The 17,751-nt window shown below is 58.9% G+C and carries 17 protein-coding genes; 13 read left to right on the top strand and 4 right to left on the bottom strand.

Annotated elements, in window-relative coordinates; genetic code table 11:
- Positions 1-53: 53 nt before the first annotated feature.
- The 3 genes from ppk2 (at position 54) to NXC24_RS32465 (ending at position 3,473) form a co-directional block, all read left to right on the top strand.
- The gene (gene ppk2, locus NXC24_RS32475) at positions 54-887 is read left to right on the top strand and encodes a polyphosphate kinase 2 (RefSeq protein ID WP_104827379.1); all 834 of its coding nucleotides are present in this window, start codon (positions 54-56) and stop codon (positions 885-887) included.
- A gap of 28 nt (positions 888-915) precedes the next feature.
- Positions 916-2,070 carry an AI-2E family transporter gene (locus NXC24_RS32470; protein ID WP_104827378.1) on the top strand — a complete coding sequence of 385 codons (1,155 nt, stop codon included), beginning with the start codon at positions 916-918 and terminating at the stop codon, positions 2,068-2,070.
- Positions 2,071-2,258: 188 nt separating this feature from the next.
- Positions 2,259-3,473 (top strand): alpha/beta hydrolase, encoded by a 1,215-nt coding sequence (locus NXC24_RS32465; RefSeq protein ID WP_104827952.1) that lies wholly within the window; start codon positions 2,259-2,261, stop codon positions 3,471-3,473.
- Between the two features lie 88 nt (positions 3,474-3,561).
- Here the strand turns inward: NXC24_RS32465 and NXC24_RS36330 are convergent, their stop codons facing one another.
- Positions 3,562-3,750 carry a hypothetical protein gene (locus tag NXC24_RS36330; RefSeq protein ID WP_348632774.1) on the bottom strand — a complete coding sequence of 63 codons (189 nt, stop codon included), beginning with the start codon at positions 3,748-3,750 and terminating at the stop codon, positions 3,562-3,564.
- A gap of 249 nt (positions 3,751-3,999) precedes the next feature.
- Here NXC24_RS36330 and NXC24_RS32455 point away from each other — a divergent pair, with 249 nt between their 5' ends.
- From NXC24_RS32455 to NXC24_RS32445, 3 genes are all read left to right on the top strand, one after another.
- A complete protein-coding gene (locus NXC24_RS32455) occupies positions 4,000-5,793 on the top strand; it encodes a hypothetical protein (RefSeq protein ID WP_104827376.1) in 1,794 nt (597 codons plus the stop codon).
- 142 nt (positions 5,794-5,935) lie between these two features.
- Entirely contained in the window at positions 5,936-6,277 is a 342-nt protein-coding gene (locus tag NXC24_RS32450; RefSeq protein ID WP_104827375.1) for a DUF3302 domain-containing protein, read from the top strand.
- Positions 6,277-7,434 carry an HlyD family secretion protein gene (locus NXC24_RS32445; protein ID WP_104827374.1) on the top strand — a complete coding sequence of 386 codons (1,158 nt, stop codon included), beginning with the start codon at positions 6,277-6,279 and terminating at the stop codon, positions 7,432-7,434. The genes NXC24_RS32450 and NXC24_RS32445 overlap by 1 nt, the downstream gene beginning before the upstream one ends.
- A 141-nt stretch (positions 7,435-7,575) precedes the next feature.
- On the opposite strand, the gene NXC24_RS32440 is transcribed toward NXC24_RS32445, so the two are convergent.
- The gene (locus NXC24_RS32440) at positions 7,576-8,583 is read right to left on the bottom strand and encodes a LacI family DNA-binding transcriptional regulator (RefSeq protein WP_104827373.1); all 1,008 of its coding nucleotides are present in this window, start codon (positions 8,581-8,583) and stop codon (positions 7,576-7,578) included.
- A 203-nt stretch (positions 8,584-8,786) separates the two neighbouring features.
- Here NXC24_RS32440 and NXC24_RS32435 point away from each other — a divergent pair, with 203 nt between their 5' ends.
- The 6 genes from NXC24_RS32435 to ugpC all read left to right on the top strand — a co-directional run bounded on the left by NXC24_RS32435 (position 8,787) and on the right by ugpC (position 15,174).
- Positions 8,787-10,106, top strand: a complete 1,320-nt coding sequence (locus tag NXC24_RS32435; RefSeq protein ID WP_104827372.1) for an alpha-L-fucosidase — start codon at positions 8,787-8,789, stop codon at positions 10,104-10,106.
- A gap of 34 nt (positions 10,107-10,140) precedes the next feature.
- Positions 10,141-10,926: a DUF4037 domain-containing protein gene (locus NXC24_RS32430; protein WP_104827371.1), complete on the top strand. Its 786-nt coding sequence runs from the start codon at positions 10,141-10,143 to the stop codon at positions 10,924-10,926.
- 86 nt (positions 10,927-11,012) lie between these two features.
- Positions 11,013-12,227 (top strand): sugar ABC transporter substrate-binding protein, encoded by a 1,215-nt coding sequence (locus NXC24_RS32425; RefSeq protein WP_104827370.1) that lies wholly within the window; start codon positions 11,013-11,015, stop codon positions 12,225-12,227.
- Between the two features lie 78 nt (positions 12,228-12,305).
- Positions 12,306-13,232 (top strand): sugar ABC transporter permease, encoded by a 927-nt coding sequence (locus NXC24_RS32420; protein ID WP_104827951.1) that lies wholly within the window; start codon positions 12,306-12,308, stop codon positions 13,230-13,232.
- Positions 13,222-14,076, top strand: a complete 855-nt coding sequence (locus NXC24_RS32415; RefSeq protein WP_104827369.1) for a carbohydrate ABC transporter permease — start codon at positions 13,222-13,224, stop codon at positions 14,074-14,076. The genes NXC24_RS32420 and NXC24_RS32415 overlap by 11 nt, the downstream gene beginning before the upstream one ends.
- 30 nt (positions 14,077-14,106) lie before the next feature.
- Entirely contained in the window at positions 14,107-15,174 is a 1,068-nt protein-coding gene (gene ugpC, locus NXC24_RS32410; RefSeq protein ID WP_104827368.1) for a sn-glycerol-3-phosphate ABC transporter ATP-binding protein UgpC, read from the top strand.
- A gap of 44 nt (positions 15,175-15,218) precedes the next feature.
- Here ugpC and NXC24_RS32405 read toward each other — a convergent pair whose 3' ends face one another.
- Positions 15,219-16,103: an AraC family transcriptional regulator gene (locus NXC24_RS32405; protein ID WP_104827367.1), complete on the bottom strand. Its 885-nt coding sequence runs from the start codon at positions 16,101-16,103 to the stop codon at positions 15,219-15,221.
- Between the two features lie 130 nt (positions 16,104-16,233).
- Here NXC24_RS32405 and NXC24_RS32400 point away from each other — a divergent pair, with 130 nt between their 5' ends.
- Positions 16,234-17,193 carry an aldo/keto reductase gene (locus NXC24_RS32400; protein ID WP_104827366.1) on the top strand — a complete coding sequence of 320 codons (960 nt, stop codon included), beginning with the start codon at positions 16,234-16,236 and terminating at the stop codon, positions 17,191-17,193.
- A 71-nt stretch (positions 17,194-17,264) separates the two neighbouring features.
- Here the strand turns inward: NXC24_RS32400 and cueR are convergent, their stop codons facing one another.
- Positions 17,265-17,732 carry a Cu(I)-responsive transcriptional regulator gene (gene cueR / locus NXC24_RS32395; RefSeq protein WP_104827365.1) on the bottom strand — a complete coding sequence of 156 codons (468 nt, stop codon included), beginning with the start codon at positions 17,730-17,732 and terminating at the stop codon, positions 17,265-17,267.
- Between the last annotated feature and the right edge of the window lie 19 nt (positions 17,733-17,751).

Here is a 17,751-nt window from a genome sequence, read left to right as displayed (position 1 = left end):
CAGGCAAGAGCGGGACGGAGCATCACAGATATCGCAACTCAGGGAGGGAAGTCATGAACAAGATGTATGATCCCAATCGCGAAGGGGAAGCAGATAGCGGTGGAAAGAAGAAAAAGCGCACCAAGGATTATGAGAAGGAAATCGCGAAACTGCAGGTCGAACTGGCGCATCTGCAGGCTTGGGTCAAAAATTCTGGCGCTCGCATCGTGATCATCTTCGAGGGTCGCGATGCGGCCGGCAAGGGCGGCACGATCAAGCGCCTCACGGAGCGCGTCAGTCCGCGGGTGTTTCGCGTGGTTGCCCTGCCGGCACCCAATGACCGTGAAAAATCGCAGATCTATATGCAGCGCTACATTGCTCATCTTCCGGCCGCGGGCGAGATCGTCATCTTCGACCGCAGTTGGTACAATCGCCCAGGCGTCGATCGGGTCATGGGCTTCAGCACCGAAAAGAAGGCCCGTCGTTTCCTTGAACTTGCCCCACGTTTCGAGGCTGCCATCGTCGAAAGCGGCGTAATTCTGCTGAAGTATTTCCTGACCGTCAGCGAGCAGGAGCAGGAGCGTCGCTTCAAAAGGCGGATCGACGACCCGGTGCGGCAATGGAAGCTAAGTCCGATGGACTTGGAATCCTACCGCCGCTGGTGGGACTACACACGGGCCTATGACGAAATGATCAGAATGACGGATACGCAGCATGCGCCCTGGTGGATCGTGCCTTCGGACGACAAGAAGAAGGCACGCATCAATTGCATCTCGCATATTCTGAAATCGATCCCCTATGAACGGGTGAAGTTCGAGAAACCTGAACTGGGCAAACGACAGAAGCGGCCCTCGGACTATGTCGAGGACGACGGCGTCCGTCATATCGTGCCGGACCTTGTCTGGTAAGCTGTAGAATCCGCCGGGGCTTTGTGCCATGCAATCGATCTCAGCACCGCCCGTACAGGAAGTTGCGGCAGACACCGGCAGCGTCCGGTCCAGCTCGAACTCCGCTGACGTGCGCATAAGCGAGTTTATCCGGTTCGGTGTCGTCGGTCTTTTCGCCTATTGGTCTTTCACGATCGTCGCTCCCTTCATCTTGATTTTCGCCTGGGCGGCGATCCTGGCGGTGGCCCTTTTTCCTCTCTTTGAACTGTTAAGGAGATTGCTTGGCCGCGGCGGCGTTGCCGCGGCAGTCCTGATCGTCGTCGCGTGCCTCGCGATCGTGATCGCGCCGCTTGCAGCCATCTTGTTCAGCTTCGCCGATGGTACGCGCGCGCTTCTGACCGGCCTGAAAGAAGGGACTGTTGTCTTGCCTTCGGCGCCTCAGAGCATAAGGGCCTGGCCGTATATCGGAGAGCGCGCCTTTGAGATCTGGAACTACGCCATCGCCAATTTTACGGTGATGCTAAAGCAGTTCCAGGAGCCGATAAAGGCGGCTGCAGGCGTCATTCTGGAAAGAACGGCGGCTCTTGGGGGCGGTGTGCTCAGTTTCATTGCATCCGTATTGCTGTGCGGCTGCTTCCTGGTTGCAAGACAGCAACTGGTGACGTCGGTGAACCTTGTCGTTGCTCGGATCGCCGGCAACAGAGGAACCGATTTCGTTCGCCTGGCAAGTATGACGGTCCGCAATGTTTCCCGCGGCATCATCGGCATCGCATTGCTGCAGACGCTGCTGTGCGGGCTTATCCTTTTTCTTTTCGACGTTCCGGCAAAAGGCGCGCTGACCTTCGTAGTCTTCGTATTTTGCATCATCCAGATCGGACCGGGTATCGTGCTGCTGCCCCTTGTCATTTGGGCCTGGTTCACCTGGCAATTCTCGGATGCATTGCTGTTCACGCTTCTCGCCGTGCCGGTCGGCGTTCTTGATAATATTCTAAAGCCGATTTTGATCTCGCGCGGCCTATCCACGCCGATGCCCCTGATCTTGCTTGGCGTTATCGGAGGAGCTTTGGCGCACGGTTTGGTAGGCTTGTTTCTCGGCCCGGTAGTTCTTGGCGTTTTCTATGATCTTTTCGTGGCCTGGACGAGCCCCACCGTTCCTGCCGGTGACAATTCTCCCGAAACCTCGCAAGAGGTAGCTGTTTTCTGACCGTAAGCTGAGCCTTCCTGCCGCCGAGTTGCCCGCCCGTATCATACGGCCGGAGAAAAGCACCAACGCGTAAGTTACTACCAATGACAAAGCTGCTGCCTATCATCCAATGGCCGCTTTGGGCCGATGCCGATCCGAGCGAAGGCTCCCGGCATGTGATGAGGTGCACCGTTCGATTGGAAAAATGCATGCTTAGAAGGTCTCTGGTTGTCCTGCTTTCAGTCCTTTCAGGATGCGGTCATCCGAGCGGCGTGATGGCGCCGGTAACGCTTTCGGCATCGGCACCGCGCACTGCGAAGGTGGACATGCTCGTCGCAACCACCCGCCAGCCCTCCGGCGATCCGGCCACGCTGTTCAATGGCGAGCGTAGTCCGAAGCCCTATTTGACGGAGGTAGCGGTCTCGATCCCGCCCAAACGCCAGCCTGGCACCGTGCAGTGGCCGCATCGGCTGCCGCCCAATCCGGCAACCGACTTCGCCGTCATCCGCGTGAAGCAATTGGAGACGGTCGCGGAGGGTCGAGCATGGTTCCGTCAGCACGTCGTCGGCGGACACGCGCTCGTTTTCATTCATGGCTTCAACAACAAATACGAGGATTCCGTCTTCCGGCTGGCCCAGATCGTCCATGACAGCGGCATGCAAGCGACGCCGGTCCTCTTCACATGGCCCTCCAGGGCGCAGCTCATCGCCTATCAATATGATAAGGAAAGCACCAATTATTCGCGAACCGCGCTTGAGCAGGCGCTTCACACGCTCGCTGCGGATCCGGATGTAAAGGACATCACCATTCTCGCCCACTCGATGGGAACGTGGCTCGCCATGGAGTCCCTCCGGCAGATGGGCATCCGCGATGGCCATGTGAACCCCAAGATCCACAATGTCATTCTCGCATCGCCGGACATCGACATCCAGGTCTTCGCCAAACAGTATGTGGAGATGGGGGCGCCGAGGCCGAAGTTCACTATCTTCGTGTCTCAGGACGATAAAGCGCTCGCGGTGTCGAGCTTTATCACGGGAAGGGTCTCCCGCTTGGGTGCGATCAACCCGACGGAAGAGCCTTATCGAACGAAACTCGAACAGGCGGGAATTACGGCAATCGACCTGACCAAGGTCAAATCCGATGATGCGCTGAACCACGGCAAGTTTGCGGAAAGCCCGGAAATTGTCCAGCTCATCGGCCGAAGGCTCATGACCGGCCAGCCACTTACGGATTCAAACGTAACGCTCGGGCAGGGCATTACGGCTGTCGTCGGCGGCACGGTGACGAATATAGGCACGGTTGCCGCCGCGGCTGCTGCCGCTCCGGCTACCATGATCGAGCAGCCGTTACAGCCAAGGAAGAAGCAGCCGAATGCCGAAGGCACGCTGCAAGGAGACCTCCAGCCGCAGTCGCTGGTAAAATAACCCAGCGCTCAATGCCGGAGGCTGAATTGCCTGCGGCCGAGCTATGCTCATGCTTTCCCAAACAATTCATCGTCTGCATCGCGATGCGCTACGCCTTTGGGCGCCCGGGCTGCGGTCGTAAGATCACAAGTTTCGAATTGCGAATTGCATCGCGAATTTCACCGGAAAGAGCATCGACGAGCCCGGCGTATTCCTGGCGCCGCGCTTCCCGGACATTGTCGGGGAGATCGTCCACCCGCGTCAGCGTTTCGACGGCGGCTGCAAGGTCCTCGCACATGCTGCGAAAAGTTTCGTCTACGCTAAAGAGCTGTTGTACCCGCGCGACCTCGTGAGGAAAGCGCACCTCGACGATTTGAAGCGCGGACAAATGCGTTGAACTATTTTTTCCCGATATCATCCCCGCCCCGCTCGTCATGATCACGTCAAGCAGATTGAGACATTATATTGCCACTACCTAAATTAGAGGCGTAATATACATGAACATACAAGGGCGATAAGACGGCCGCTACGGTCGCAGGGGGACACCATGCAGAGCGCTTGGGCAAGCGGTGGAGACGACACGTCGTCTCCTGAGATGTGGGAGATCCGGGAGCAGCTTCAGCGAATCCTCTCAAGTGAAGAGTTTCTGGCACCGGAACGGGGCCGCAGGTTTTTGGAATATGTTGTTGAAGAGACGCTGGGCGGACGGGCTGACTATCTCAAGGCTTACACGATTGCACAGGAGGTTTTTGCCCGGGATGCATCGTTTGATGCTCAGAACGATCCGGTTGTCAGAATAGAAGCCGGCCGGATTCGTCGCGGCCTCGAACGCTACTATCTGGTTGCCGGGTGGGCCGACCGGATCATCATCACCATACCGAAAGGTGCCTATATACCTTGTTTCCGGTATGCGACTGCTGCTGACAGGCTGGCCGATCGGCCCGATCTCGACAATGTCCTGGAGTCCCCGGCCGAAGTGCAGAAGCCGGTGATTGTGGCCGATCGCACGGATAGGGCAGCTCCGCCCGTGTGGTTGTGGTATGCGATTTCCGCGGCGATAGTCTTGACGACGTTCGTCGCCATTTTCCCGCCGTTGAGCACGTTCTTCTTTTCGTCGCACAGGGCTCAAAATGCCGCTCCGGCTCCGGCATCTGAAAGCGTTCCCAAAGTTCTGGTCGAACCGTTCGAAGAAATTTCAAAGGAGGGCGGATCCGCCGACATCGCCCGGGGGCTTACGGACGAAGTCATTGGCGAGCTTGCGAAGTTCAAGGAAATTGCCGTCATTGCAAAAGAGCCGTCTTCCAGCCCGGACATACGGGTGGAAGAACCGCGCTTCGCGCTGCAGGGAGGTATACGCGTCGAGGGAAACAAGCTTCGGCTTACCGCGAGACTTGTTCGCCGTTCCGATGGATCGGTGACTTGGGCGAACAATTACGACAGGGACCTTCGAGTGCAGGATATACTTGAGGTGGAAGCCGATATCGCACGGCGCGTCGCGACGGCTGTCGCCCAGCCTTACGGCCTGATCTACCAGGCCGACGCCGCACGTTTAGCCCAATCTCCGCCCGACGACTGGGATGCTTATGCATGCACCTTGTCCTATTATAATTATCGGATCGATCTGAATCCGCAAAACCATGCCGCCGTGCAGGACTGTCTCCAGCGCACGACCGAGCGTCTTCCGGCCTACGCAACCTCGTGGGCATTGCTCTCCCTGACATATCTGGACGAGATTCGCTTCCAATACCGGCTGGACATGCCGCAATCACCACATCCGTTGACGCTTGCTCTTGAAACCGCCAAACGTGCGGTGGAAATCGACCCTCAGAATGCCCGGGCGTTGCAGGCATTGATGCTCGCGAACTTCTTCAACGGCGATGTCGACGCCGCATTGAGGGAGGGGGCCGCCGCCTATGCGATCAATCCGAACGACACTGAAGTTGCCGGAGAATATGGATTCAGGCTCGCCTTCTCAGGAAAATGGGAAACGGGTTGCGAACTGATGTCGAGTGCCATCAGCAGAAACCCTGGCCCGATTGGATATTACGAAGTGGGCATGGCGCTTTGCGCCTATATGCGGCGTGACTACCAGGCCGCCGAGCTTTGGGCGCGTATGGCAGATCTCAAATACAATCCGATGCACCATCTCGTTCTGCTCGCGATTTTTGGTGCTGAGGGCAAGCTCGACGACGCCCGCCGAGAGCAGGACTGGCTGAAATCCAATGCGCCCGCACTCTTGACCAACATTCGCAGGGAAGTCGCTATCCGCCTGCAACGCCCATCGGACCAGGAGCATTTCCTTTCAGGGCTAACAGCGGCGGGTATCACGGTTACTCCCTGAAATCTCAGGCGTTTGTCGAACCGTTACGGCCCCCGCCAATAGACGATACGTGATGCTACAGGCGTTTGAGGTCTGGCGGCGTTACTATCTCCTCCTCGAATGCGGCTGGTCGGCTCGGTCACGCAGCCGAAAAGGAGGAACCGTGTTTCTCGACTATTTTGCACTTGGGGTGCTGGTTTTCATGGTGGTCACTCTCTTCTATGCGGTGATCGCGATCCACGACATCCCGCATCTGATCGCCAAGGCTCGCAACCACCCTCACCAGGATGCCATCCATGTTGCCGGTTGGGTGAGCCTGTTCACCCTGCACGCGATTTGGCCGTTTCTCTTCATTTGGGCGACCCTCTACCGGGAGGACCGCGGTTGGGGAATCCGACCCGACGGTAAGCTTTCACGCGAAGCTGAAGCAAATGCCGAAATCGCGCGTCTTCATGCCCGGATCGCTGAGCTCGAAGCGCAACCCTCGGAGAGGGAGAAAGTCTGATGGATCTGCTCCTGATACTCACCTATGCCGCGATCTGCTTTACGATCTTTAAGGTGTTCCGGATCCCGGTAAACCAATGGACACTCTCAACAGCCGTCCTGGGTGGCATCTTTTTGATCGGCGCCCTGTTGCTCATCATGAGCTACAATCACCCCTATTCCGGGGACGGGCGCATCTATTTCACTTCGGCGCCGGTCATTCCCGTCGTCGGCGGACAGGTCGTGGAAGTCCCGGTCGAGCCGAACAAGCCGCTGAAGAAGGGCGATGTGCTCTTCCGCATTGATCCGCGACCCTACCAGTTTGTCGTCGATCAGAAGAAAGCAGCGCTTGCCGAGGCGAAGCAGACGGTCCTCCAGTTGAAGGCTGCCCTTGATGCGGCCAACGCTGGGGTTACCGGCGCTGAGGCATCGCGCGACCGCTCCCTGCAGGCGTTCACAAAATTCCAGCAGGCAAACGAGAATGCAAAGTCCAGCGGCAAGGGCGCGATCTATTCCGAACTGGAGGTCGAAAACCGGCGTGGTATCTATCTGACCGCCGAAGCCGCCGCAGATACGGCACGTGCCCAGGCTGTCCAGGCAAAACTCGCCTATGAATCCGAGATCAACGGTACGAACCCAACCGTCGCCCGGTTGACGGCGGAACTGGGCAATGCGGAATACGAGCTTGACCAGACGACGGTGCGTGCGCCGAGCGATGGCTATGTGACCCAGGTCTTCCTTCGCCCCGGCATGATGGCCAACCCGTTGCCATTGCGTCCGGTGATGGTGTTCATCAACAGTGAGGACCGAATGCTCGCCGCAGCGTTCATCCAGAATTCGCTACAGCGCGTGAGTGTCGGCGACGACGCCGAAGTCGCTTTCAAGGCGGTTCCTGGCAAAATTTTCAAGGCACGCGTCGAAGAAGTCATCGACGTCATGGCCCAGGGACAGCTTCAGCCTAGCGGAGCGCTAATCGATCCGCAGTCGCCGGAGCGTACCGCACCGGGACAGACGCTGGCGCGTATCGAACTGCTCGAAAATACGGACAAATACCAATTGCCGGGAGGCGTCGTTGCGGAGGTCGCGGTCTATACCGAGCACTGGCATCACGTCGCCGTCCTCCGAAAGGTCCTTCTGCGCATGAGCAGTTGGATGAACTACGTCTTCCTGGAGCACTGAACGGCGAGGCAATCGCGCAGGACGTAGGAAGAGGCAGAACCGGCGATGGAGATGGAGGGCTGCGCGCATGAGCAGCCCTGCCGCATGAGCGGTTTTGCTGCGCCCTTGATATGAGATCGCCGCGCTTCGATGTGCGATGCCCTAAATTCTTCGGCAGGAATTGCCCGGAACGAATTTCGGCGTCAGCACAAAATCCCGGGCCGGCTCGACGGCGCCTTCCGGGTTGGTGATGCGGTGCATGAGGCGGCGGGCGATGATGCCGCCGAGCGCCAGTGTGTCCTGAACCACCATGGTAATGCGCGGCGTGATGACCGAGCTCCATTGCACATTGTCGATCATCGCGAGCGAAATGTCTTCCGGACAGCGGAACCCCAGCTCCTGCATGGCCTGTAATGCCGAAAGCGCCACGGTGTTGTTGGCGCCGAGGATTGCGGTGGGCCGCTCGGGCTGGATCAGCAGGCGCATGGCCGCTTCGTAGCCGGCGGTGCGCGTGAACTGCCCGTCGACGACGAAATTCGGGTTCACCTCAACGCCGGCATTGGCCATGGTCTCGGCAAAGCCGCGATAACGCTCCGTCGCCGTGTGCATATGGCTTGGGCCGGTGATGAAGGCGATGCGCTTGTGGCCGAGTTGAAGAAGATGCTCGGTCAGCATTGCGCCGGCGAGGTAATTGTCGGACCCGACGAAATCGCGCTCGATCCCGGCAACCTTCTGGTCGAAGCAGACGATCGGCACGTTCAGGCCTGCGATGAAATCGATATAGTTCTGGTCATAACCGGACGGCGCAAGCGCCAGGCCGGCAGTCTTAAGGCCGATCAGGTGCTCGACCATCGCCCTCTCGCGATCCGTCTTGCCGGAGGAATCGGTGACGACGACGAAATGCTCGTGGTCGAGCGCATAGTTTTCCAGCTCGCGCCGGATATCCCCGAAAAACGGGTTGCCGACATTGCCGACGACGAAACCGATCATGCGGCTGCGTCCGCGCGCAAGGCTTTGGGCAAGCGGGTCGGCAACGAAGCCGACCGCGGCAATCGCCTGGCGAATTTTTTCCAGCGTTTTCTGGCTGACCCGCGCCGGATTGCTGAGCGCCAGCGACACCGTCGAGACGGATACGTCAGCGAGTTTGGCGACATCACGAATTGTGGCCATGAATTTTTCGAACCGTTTCTATCGCCTTTTGCTTTCCGATCGAAGGTACTTCCCTCAATGAATCGCTGTCACAAATCTAACATTTATAGGCCGTGAAGCAATATGCAGAAAGAGATTTCAACAGCGCGCTTGACATGCAGGGCAGGAGGGTCAATGATTAAATCGAACCGGTTCGATTAAGCCGTAACACTTGGGAGGATAGTGTGACCGACGCAGCGATCAGTAGCGGCCGTGATGTGGCCGATGGCAAAGCATGGTTTGGACGCGACCGCTTCGGCATGTTCATTCACTTCGGGCTGTACGCCCTCGGCGCACGGCATGAATGGCTGAAGAACCGCGAGGAGTTCACCACCGAGGCCTATCAGAAGTATTTCGACAACTTCGATCCCGACCTCTACGACGCCCGCGAATGGGCGCGTCGCGCGCGCCAAGCCGGCATGAAATATGTCGTCCTGACCGCCAAGCATCACGAGGGTTTTTGCCTGTGGGATAGCAAGGTCACCGACTACAAGGTCACCAACACGCCCTATGGCAAGGACCTGATCGGCCCTTATGTCGAAGCGCTTCGCGCCGAGGGGCTGAAGGTCGGCTTCTATTATTCGCTGCTCGACTGGCATCATCCGGATTTCCCCATCGACGGGCATCACCCGCAGCGCAACCATCCCGACGCCGCCAAGCTCAATGAGGGCCGCGACGTCAAGCGTTATGCCAAGTACATGCGCGATCAGGTGACCGAACTTTTGACGAACTTCGGCAAGATCGACGTGATCTGGTTCGATTTCAGCTATCCCCGCCGCGTGTACAAGGGGCTGCCCGGCAAGGGCCGCGCCGATTGGGAGAGCGAAGACCTCATGAAGCTGGTGCGCCAACTACAGCCCGATATCATCGTCGGCGACCGCCTAGATCTTCCGCGCGACGCAGATCACATGCCCGACCTGGTGACGCCGGAACAATATACGCCGCGTGTCGCTCCGACGGTTGCCGGATTGCCGGTGCGCTGGGAGGCCTGCCACACCTTCAGCGGTTCCTGGGGCTACTATCGCGACGAGACGAGCTGGAAGGATGCCGGTCAGCTCATCAACATCCTGGTCGACACGGTTTCGCTCGGCGGCAACCTGCTAATGAATGTCGGCCCGACCGGCCGCGGCACTTTCGACGCTCGCGCCATCAAGGCACTCGACACCTATGGCGAATGGATGCGGCTGAACGGTCGTGCGATCTACGGCGCCGGCCCCTCCACCTACAAGGCTCCGAGCGGCTGCCGCTTCACCCAGAAGGGCAATCGGCTCTATCTGCATATCCAGACCTGGCCGTTCCGCCACATTCATATCGAAGGACTGGGGCGTAAGGTCAAATATGCGCAGTTCCTGCATGACGCCAGCGAACTCCATTGGCTCGATCCGGATGCCGATGTCGATTCCAATATCGGCGTCGCCGTTGGCGAGGGCATGCTGAGCCTGGAGCTGCCGGTGCTCAAGCCGGATGTCGTCACGCCGGTCATCGAACTGATCCTCAAGGACTGAAGGAGATAGCGAAACCCAGCCGCCCGGTGCCGTCATGAGCCGCGAAGCCGAACTCATTGCCGCGATGACCCCCTTGATCGCTGATCTGGCCGAAGACGGCAATGGCGCCGTCGCGCTCGCCGGGTCGCGCGGCAAGGGGTGGTCGGATGCGCAATCGGATTTCGACTTCCGGGTCTATGCCGATGCCTATCGCGGACCGGAGGTTCGGCAAACCGAGGCATGGAGGCGTTTTGAGGCCGCTCTGCAAAGCTGGCAGGCCGAAGGTATCCGCATGGATGGGGTCTGGATGCGCCGTTACGCAGGCGTGCAGCGCGATCTGGAATCCTGGCTTGCCGGCATGCCCGTGCCCAAAACCTTCGAATGGACGATCTGGGGCTATCACCTGCCGACAGATCTCGCCAGCCAGCAGATCATCGCCGATCCGCGCGGTCTGTTGACCGGCTGGAAGCGGCAATTGGCGGAGTATCCGGAAGCACTCAGGGCCTCCGTCCTCAGCCAGTACATGGATATTCTGCGCTACTGGGCCAGGGATTATCACTATGAAAGCAAGGTCGCTCGCCGCGATCTCGTTTTTCTCGTGGGGCTGACGGGCAAGCTTGCCAACGCCATTCTGCAGACGGTCTTTGCCCTCAACCGGGTCTATTTCCCGGGTGACGGCTGGAATCTGCCCATGGCAGCCGAACTCGAGCGGCTGCCGCCTGACTTCCTGCAGCGGATGACCGCCATTCTGGAGCCGGGACAAGGTTCGGACCCCTGGCGGCGCCAGCGAACGGAACTGATCGGCCTGATCGCCGACCTGGAGGTTATGATCGCGGCGTGAACGAGCCGCAAGACCAAGCCGGAGGGGAGCGTCCGGAGTGTGATCAGCGTCACTGCAACCAAAGTCATTATGGAGGAGGAGCCATCATGAAGCGTTCATTGATTTTTGCCGCCGCCCTTGCGGCGAGTTCACTACCTGGCATCGGCGCTAAGGCGCAGGATGCTCCCGTGACCCTTACCTGGCAGATGTGGGGCGAGCCAAACGATGCGCAGCTCTGGCAGCAACTGGCCGATCTCGTCACCCAGCAATATCCCAATATCAAGGTCCAGCTACAGCTTTCGGGATGGACGGATTATTGGACGCGCCTGCCGGTTCTGACGGCATCGGGCCAGGTCGCCGATATCGTCTCGATGCAGTCGATGCGTATGCCCAATTTCTATTCGATCCTCACGCCGCTCGACGACTACGTGAAGAACAGCGATGTCAAGGTGGCGGATTTCGAGACGTCGATCATGTCCGGGCTTTCCCATGACGGCAAGCTCTACGCGCTGCCCTATGACGTCGGGCCGTGGATGGTCTTCTACAATCGCGACAAGTTTGCCGCCGCCGGCTTGAAGGAGCCTGCCAAGGACTGGACCTTCGATGACTTCAAGGCGGATGCCAAGACGCTGACGAAGGACGGAACCTACGGTTACGGCACCCAAGGCTTCGATTTTATTGCCGGCCCCGTTGCCCTCGGTGCGGAATACTTCAATTCCGATAATGAATTCGACCTCACCAATGCCGGCTTCGTCGATGCCTTCAGCAAATATGCCGATCTCACCGCCAAGGACAAACTCTCGCCCGTCTTTGCCTCGGCAGCCGATGCCTCCGCAGCAAGCGGCCGCTTCGCCTCGGGCAATGTCGCCATGTATATCGACGGTCCCTGGACGCTGATTACCGCGCAGGCCAACGTCAAGTTCAAGATCGGCATCGCGCCGCTGCCACGCGGAAGCGGCCCGTCGCGCTTCATCACGGCCGGCTCGGGCTGGGGCATTTCCGCCACCAGCCAGCACAAGGATGCGGCTTTCAAAGCGCTGCAGGTGCTGAGCGGTCCGAAGGCGGCCGAAATCCTCGGCTCGGCCGGGCGCGCGCTGCCGGCCCGCCTGGCGCAACAGACCGCTTGGTATGACGGCGCGGCCAAAAATGTCAGCGGCACCCGCGACACGCTGCAATATATGTTCGCCCACACCACGCCGTTCCGTATCAATGAGAAATGGAACCAGTTCGAGAATCTGGTGATGCAATATGTGCCGCTGACGCTGACGGGAGACTCGAAACCCGAGGGCGTGCTGAGCGACATTCAGAGCCAGCTTCCCTAGCCCCCAAGGGATCTGGCCTGCCTGCGGCCGGGCCACCGGCTCGACCGCAGCGCCCTTGCCGGAAAGGAGAGGCCCATGATGCTGGGCAAACACACCGACATGATCGCAAGACCAAGGCCACGCTCGCGCAAATGGTTCAGAGGCGAGGGATGGACGGCCTTGTTCTTTCTGCTGCCGGGCCTGATCGGCATTGTCCTGTTCCTCGTCCTGCCGATCCTAGCTTCGATCGCGCTCAGCTTCACCAATTGGCAATTGCTTGGTACGCCGCGTTTCGTCGGAATTTCCAATTACACGCGCCTGTTTACGACCGATCCGCAATTCTGGACGGTCATGCGCAACACCATCTTCTTCACGGTCGAATATCTGGTTCTGAATATCGTCATTTCGCTCGGGCTTGCGACGTGGATTTCGAGCTTGAAGATCGGACAGCGCTGGTTCCGGGTGATCTTCTTCCTTCCGACCTTCACCCCGCTCATCGCGGTCGCCATGGTCTGGATGCTGATCTTCACCAGCGGCGGCCTTTTCGACAGCCTGATGGCGGCGTTGTCATTGCCATTCTCAGGCGTCCTCAACGATCGCACGCTCGCCATGCAGGCTGTGGTGCTCACATCGATCTGGGCTGGCGTCGGCTACAATACGGTTCTCTTCAACGCCGCTCTCGACATGGTGCCGGCGACCTATCTGGAAGCGGCGCGGATCGACGGCGCCACGGCCTGGGACCGTTTCTGGAAAATCCGGCTGCCACTAATCTCTCCGACCTTGTTCTTCGGCACGGTGATGACGGCGATTACGTCGCTGCAGGTCTTCGACCAGATTTTCGTCATGACGAAGGGCGGGCCGGGATCGTCGACCGCAACGCTCGGCTACGCCATCTACCAGCGCGGCTTTCAGAATTTCCAGATGGGCTATGCCTCGGCAATCGCCTGGGTGATGTTCGCCCTGATCATGGCACTGACCGCCCTGCAATTCTGGTTCCAGCGCAAATGGGTGCATTATGACGCTTAAGTCCAAGACCAGAGCGCGCCGGAAGCTGGCGCTCGACATCATCAATCACGCTGCTCTTACGCTCGTGGCGATCGCCTTTCTGTTTCCCTTTTTCTGGATGGTCTCGAACGCGGTGCGCTCGAATGCCGAAGTGACGGCAATACCGGTGCGCATCCTGCCAGAGGTCTTCGAATGGGGTAATTTCGCTGCAGCCTGGACTAGGCTGCCCTTCGGCCGCTTCTTCCTCAACAGCGCCGTCATCGCCGTCTGCGTGACCTTGATCACCGTCGTCGTCTCCTGCCTTTCAGGCTACGCTTTTGCACGGCTGAAGTTCAGAGGGCGTGAAACCTTGCTGCTGGGCTATATCGGCACGCTGATGGTGCCGCCGCTGATGCTCATCATTCCCCTGTTTCTGATCGTCAACAAGCTTGGCCTGGTCAACACTTTCCCCGGCGTGATCCTGCCGATCTCCTTCGGCACCTTCGGCGCATTCCTGATGCGGCAGTTCTTCCTGTCCATTCCCATGGAGCTTGAGGAGGCGGCAAGGATCGACGGCGCATCGCGCCTGCGCATCCTCGTCAGCATCATCGTGCCCCTGTCCATGCCGGCGATCGGGCTGCTGTCACTGTTCACCTTCATCGGGCAGTGGAACAATTTCCTCTGGCCGCTGATCGTCATGACCGGTGCCGACAATGCCACGCTGCCCGTCGGTCTCACCCTGTTCCAGACGCAGCAGGGCACGCAATGGAACTATCTGATGGCGGGCGCCGCCCTTTCCATGCTTCCCGGGATCTTCCTTGCGATCATCCTGCAGAAGCTCATCTACAACAGCATCGCACTCAATGCGGGCATGGGCGGGCGTTGACGCACCGGCCGACATTATCGGGAGAGATCCATGGCGAAACTGACCATTCGCAACGCCATCAAACGCTACGGCGCGCTCGAAGTGCTGCATGGCGTCTCCGTCGCTGCACAGGACGGGGAATTCGTCGTTCTGGTCGGCCCCTCGGGCTGCGGCAAATCCACTTTGCTGCGCATGATCGCCGGGCTTGAAAGCATCAGCGACGGTGAGATCGAAATCGGCGACCGCATTGTCAACGATCTCGAACCCAATGAGCGTGATATCGCCATGGTGTTCCAATCCTACGCGCTCTATCCGCATATGACCGTACGCGACAACATGGCCTTTTCGCTGAAGCTCGCGCGCCGCAGCAGGCAGGAGATCGAGCAGAAGGTGAGTGATGCCGCCGCGATCCTCGACCTTGCCGCACTCCTCGATCGTTATCCCCGGCAATTGTCTGGCGGGCAGCGCCAGCGCGTGGCAATGGGCCGAGCCATCGTCCGCAACCCGGCGGTCTTCCTCTTCGATGAGCCGCTTTCCAATCTCGATGCGAAACTGCGCGTGCAGATGCGCACCGAGATCAAGACGTTGCACCAGCGGCTCGGCACCACCATGGTCTACGTGACGCATGACCAGATGGAGGCCATGACCATGGCCGACCGCATCGTCGTCATGCGTGGCGGGCATATCGAGCAGATCGGCTCGCCGCTCGAAATCTACGATACACCGGCCAACAGCTTCGTCGCCGGCTTTATCGGATCGCCATCGATGAACTTCATAGACGGCCTCGTTGTCGAACGGGGCGGAGCCATGGAATTGCAGGCCGCGGAAAATCTGCATTGGCCGCTGCCGGAAAGCGCCCGTCGCCATCTCGGTCGATCCGTCCAGCTTGGCATCCGGCCGGAACATATCGCCGTCGACGCAGACGGCGTGCAGGCAACGGTGATCATCATCGAACCCACGGGCTCGGATACGCATCTGCAATTGCAAGCCGGGACCCATTCCATCGCCGCCGCCGTGAGGGATCGCCCTCCCGTAGCCACAGGCCAGGCGATCCAGCTCAAAATCGACACCGCAAAGGCGCACCTGTTCGACCCATCGAGTGGCGAACGGCTCGGTTAAAGAATGGCCATGGCTTTCGGATGCAGGCCAAAGTTCCTAAAGTCTTACACGGGGTTCAACGCCATGGCGGACTGTATCACCGTCGCGCTTCGGCGAGGTGGCTCCCCAAATAAGCGCTTATATTCCCGGCTGAACTGAGAGGCACTTTCGTAGCCCACGGCGAAGGCCACAGAGGCGGCTTTGGCGTTGGCGGCAAGAATTCGCCGGCGAGCTTCGTGCAGCCGGACATGTTTCTGGTACTGAAGCGGGCTCAATCCGGTGACCGCCTTAAAGCGCCGATGGAACACAGACACGCTCATGCCCGCTATGTCTGCCATGGCTTCAATGGTCAGACGCTTTGCGTAGTGCTCCCGTATCCATTCCATTGCCCGGCGAATATGGGAGAGACGGGAATCCACGCCAGCTATCTGCCTGAGAATCCGACCCTGCGGTCCCATTAGTAGCCTGAAGAGTAATTCATGCTCAAAGTGTGAGGCCATGACCGGTATTTCGAGCGGCCGATCCAAAAGCTCCACCATGCGCCGCCATGCTTCAAGCAGCGGCGGGGACGCCTTCGTCACGTTGAAGCCTGAGGGAACAGATGGCTCTGGTATCCTGGCCATGTCCACCAGAAGAGAGGAGATAAGCACCGGGTCCAGATAGAGGTTCGCGGCAAGGTAGGGTTTGCCCGGGCTTGCCTCGGTGATCTGCCCCATTGCAACCACTTCAGCAGCCACGATCATGCAGTCGCCAGGGCCATATTCCAGAGTCTCGTCGCCAATAAGTGTCCTTTTTGCTCCCTGAAGGACGAGGCAGACAACTGGCTCGTAGATCATGGCCATCAATTCCGTCGGAGCATCCGACGAATAGATCTTCAGGCGGGGCACTTTCTGCTCATCGCGTCCCGCATGGCGCAGCGCGATCGCGTGGATTTCTTCCAAACTCGTCATAATAACACCTCAGACTTTTTGCCTGAAAAGGTCAAGAGATTGGCAGGATCAGGCAAGCTTTTGGTAGCATCAGGCATCGCTGGAATGGCCTGCCGCCACATATGCTTTGGACCAACAGATGGAGGTTCAAATGCATAAGCGTAGATTGGGTGTGAACGGCCCGGACGTGTCAGCAATCGGATATGGTGCCATGGGCATTACCTTGTGGTACGGATCAAGTGACGAGCAGCAGGGTTTCGAGACGATCAGGCGTGCCTATGATCTAGGCGTCACCTTTTTCGACACTGCCGAGGTTTATGGCTGGGGCGAAAACGAGAAGCTCGTTGGTCGCGCACTGAAGGGTATCCGCGAAAACGTCGTTGTTGCGACCAAGTTCGGCTTGACCCGTGAATATGCCACGGATAGCCGCCCGGAGCATATCCGTGAAGTGACCGAGAACAGCCTGCGCTATCTCGGAGTGGACCACATCGATATCCTATATCAGCATCGTGTAGATCCGAACGTTCCGATCGAAGATGTCGCGGGAACGGTCAAGGACCTGATCCAGCAGGGCAAGGTAAAATACTTCGGTCTTAGCGAAGCTGGGCCGCAGACCATTCGCAGGGCTCACGCCGTACAACCTGTGACGGCACTCCAAACCGAGTATTCGGTGTTCGAGCGAGACGTTGAAGCCATCCTGCCCGTCACGCGTGAACTTGGTATCGGCTTCGTCGCCTATTCTCCCCTCGGGCGAGGCTTCCTGACAGCCGCCGTCAAACCAGCCGCAGGGTATGAAGAGACGGACATGCGGCGGTTCGATCCGCGTTGGCAACCCGGTAACTTCGAGAAGAACCGAGAAGCTGTGCGCGAGTTGACGGTGCTGGCGGAGCAAAAAGGTGCGACGGTCTCGCAACTCGCGCTTGCCTGGTTGCTCGCTCAGGGTGATGACATTGTGCCGATTCCTGGTACACGCCGCCAAGACCGCCTCATCGAGAATGTCGGTGCCGTCGACCTGAACCTGACGCAGGAAGACCTTGATAGGATCAAGCAGATTCTGCCACATGGCGCATTCGGCGAAAGATACAGCAGCGGCGCTCCCGAATGGATTTAGGATTGCCCGCATGAGTGTTCCCACTCCGCCGCGCCGTACTCGAGGAATGGGGTGCAAGCCCTCCCCAAGTCTCAAAACTTGCGCTTCATCCTGTCACGCGGCGAAATTCTCGAAGTATATTTGGGGTTGGCGATGCGGGCATCATCCGTATCGCGGGTCTCCAAATCGTCCAGAATAGGGCAGCCCGGACGGTCGTCCCCCGTGCACTTCGTCGCCAGTTCCTCAAGGGTTGCGGCCATCTGCTCCAATTCCTGGATTTTGAGCCGAAGTTCGGCGATATGGGCAAGTGCTATCCGTTTGACATCGGCACTTTGCCGCTCGCGGTTGACCCAGAGATCCAGAAGCGTCTGAATTTCCGCAACCGGAAAGCCGACATCCCGCGCGCGGCGGATAAAGCGCAACACGTGGACATCGTCCTCCGAATAATCGCGATAACCTGAAGCCGTACGATCGGCCGCCTGAATGAGGCCGGTTTGTTCGTAATAGCGGATCATCTTGGCCGATACGCCCGATGCCTTCGCCGCCTGTCCGATATTCATGGGTTTTCTCCTGCGTAGG

The organism is Rhizobium sp. NXC24, assembly GCF_002944315.1.
GTDB lineage: Bacteria > Pseudomonadota > Alphaproteobacteria > Rhizobiales > Rhizobiaceae > Rhizobium.
Note: the sequence above shows the minus strand (reverse complement) of the source record. Positions and strands in the feature narration are given on the sequence as shown.

Bases quoted from the DNA above. Each gene is read 5' to 3' on its own strand.
- ppk2 (WP_104827379.1), top strand. From the start codon at position 54: ATGAACAAGATGTATGATCCCAATCGCGAAGGGGAAGCAGATAGCGGT.
- NXC24_RS32470 (WP_104827378.1), top strand. From the start codon at position 916: ATGCAATCGATCTCAGCACCGCCCGTACAGGAAGTTGCGGCAGACACC.
- NXC24_RS32465 (WP_104827952.1), top strand. From the start codon at position 2,259: ATGCTTAGAAGGTCTCTGGTTGTCCTGCTTTCAGTCCTTTCAGGATGC.
- NXC24_RS36330 (WP_348632774.1), bottom strand. From the start codon at position 3,750: ATGTGCGAGGACCTTGCAGCCGCCGTCGAAACGCTGACGCGGGTGGAC.
- NXC24_RS32455 (WP_104827376.1), top strand. From the start codon at position 4,000: ATGCAGAGCGCTTGGGCAAGCGGTGGAGACGACACGTCGTCTCCTGAG.
- NXC24_RS32445 (WP_104827374.1), top strand. From the start codon at position 6,277: ATGGATCTGCTCCTGATACTCACCTATGCCGCGATCTGCTTTACGATC.
- NXC24_RS32440 (WP_104827373.1), bottom strand. From the start codon at position 8,583: ATGGCCACAATTCGTGATGTCGCCAAACTCGCTGACGTATCCGTCTCG.
- NXC24_RS32430 (WP_104827371.1), top strand. From the start codon at position 10,141: ATGAGCCGCGAAGCCGAACTCATTGCCGCGATGACCCCCTTGATCGCT.
- NXC24_RS32425 (WP_104827370.1), top strand. From the start codon at position 11,013: ATGAAGCGTTCATTGATTTTTGCCGCCGCCCTTGCGGCGAGTTCACTA.
- NXC24_RS32420 (WP_104827951.1), top strand. From the start codon at position 12,306: ATGCTGGGCAAACACACCGACATGATCGCAAGACCAAGGCCACGCTCG.
- NXC24_RS32415 (WP_104827369.1), top strand. From the start codon at position 13,222: ATGACGCTTAAGTCCAAGACCAGAGCGCGCCGGAAGCTGGCGCTCGAC.
- ugpC (WP_104827368.1), top strand. From the start codon at position 14,107: ATGGCGAAACTGACCATTCGCAACGCCATCAAACGCTACGGCGCGCTC.
- NXC24_RS32405 (WP_104827367.1), bottom strand. From the start codon at position 16,103: ATGACGAGTTTGGAAGAAATCCACGCGATCGCGCTGCGCCATGCGGGA.
- NXC24_RS32400 (WP_104827366.1), top strand. From the start codon at position 16,234: ATGCATAAGCGTAGATTGGGTGTGAACGGCCCGGACGTGTCAGCAATC.
- cueR (WP_104827365.1), bottom strand. From the start codon at position 17,732: ATGAATATCGGACAGGCGGCGAAGGCATCGGGCGTATCGGCCAAGATG.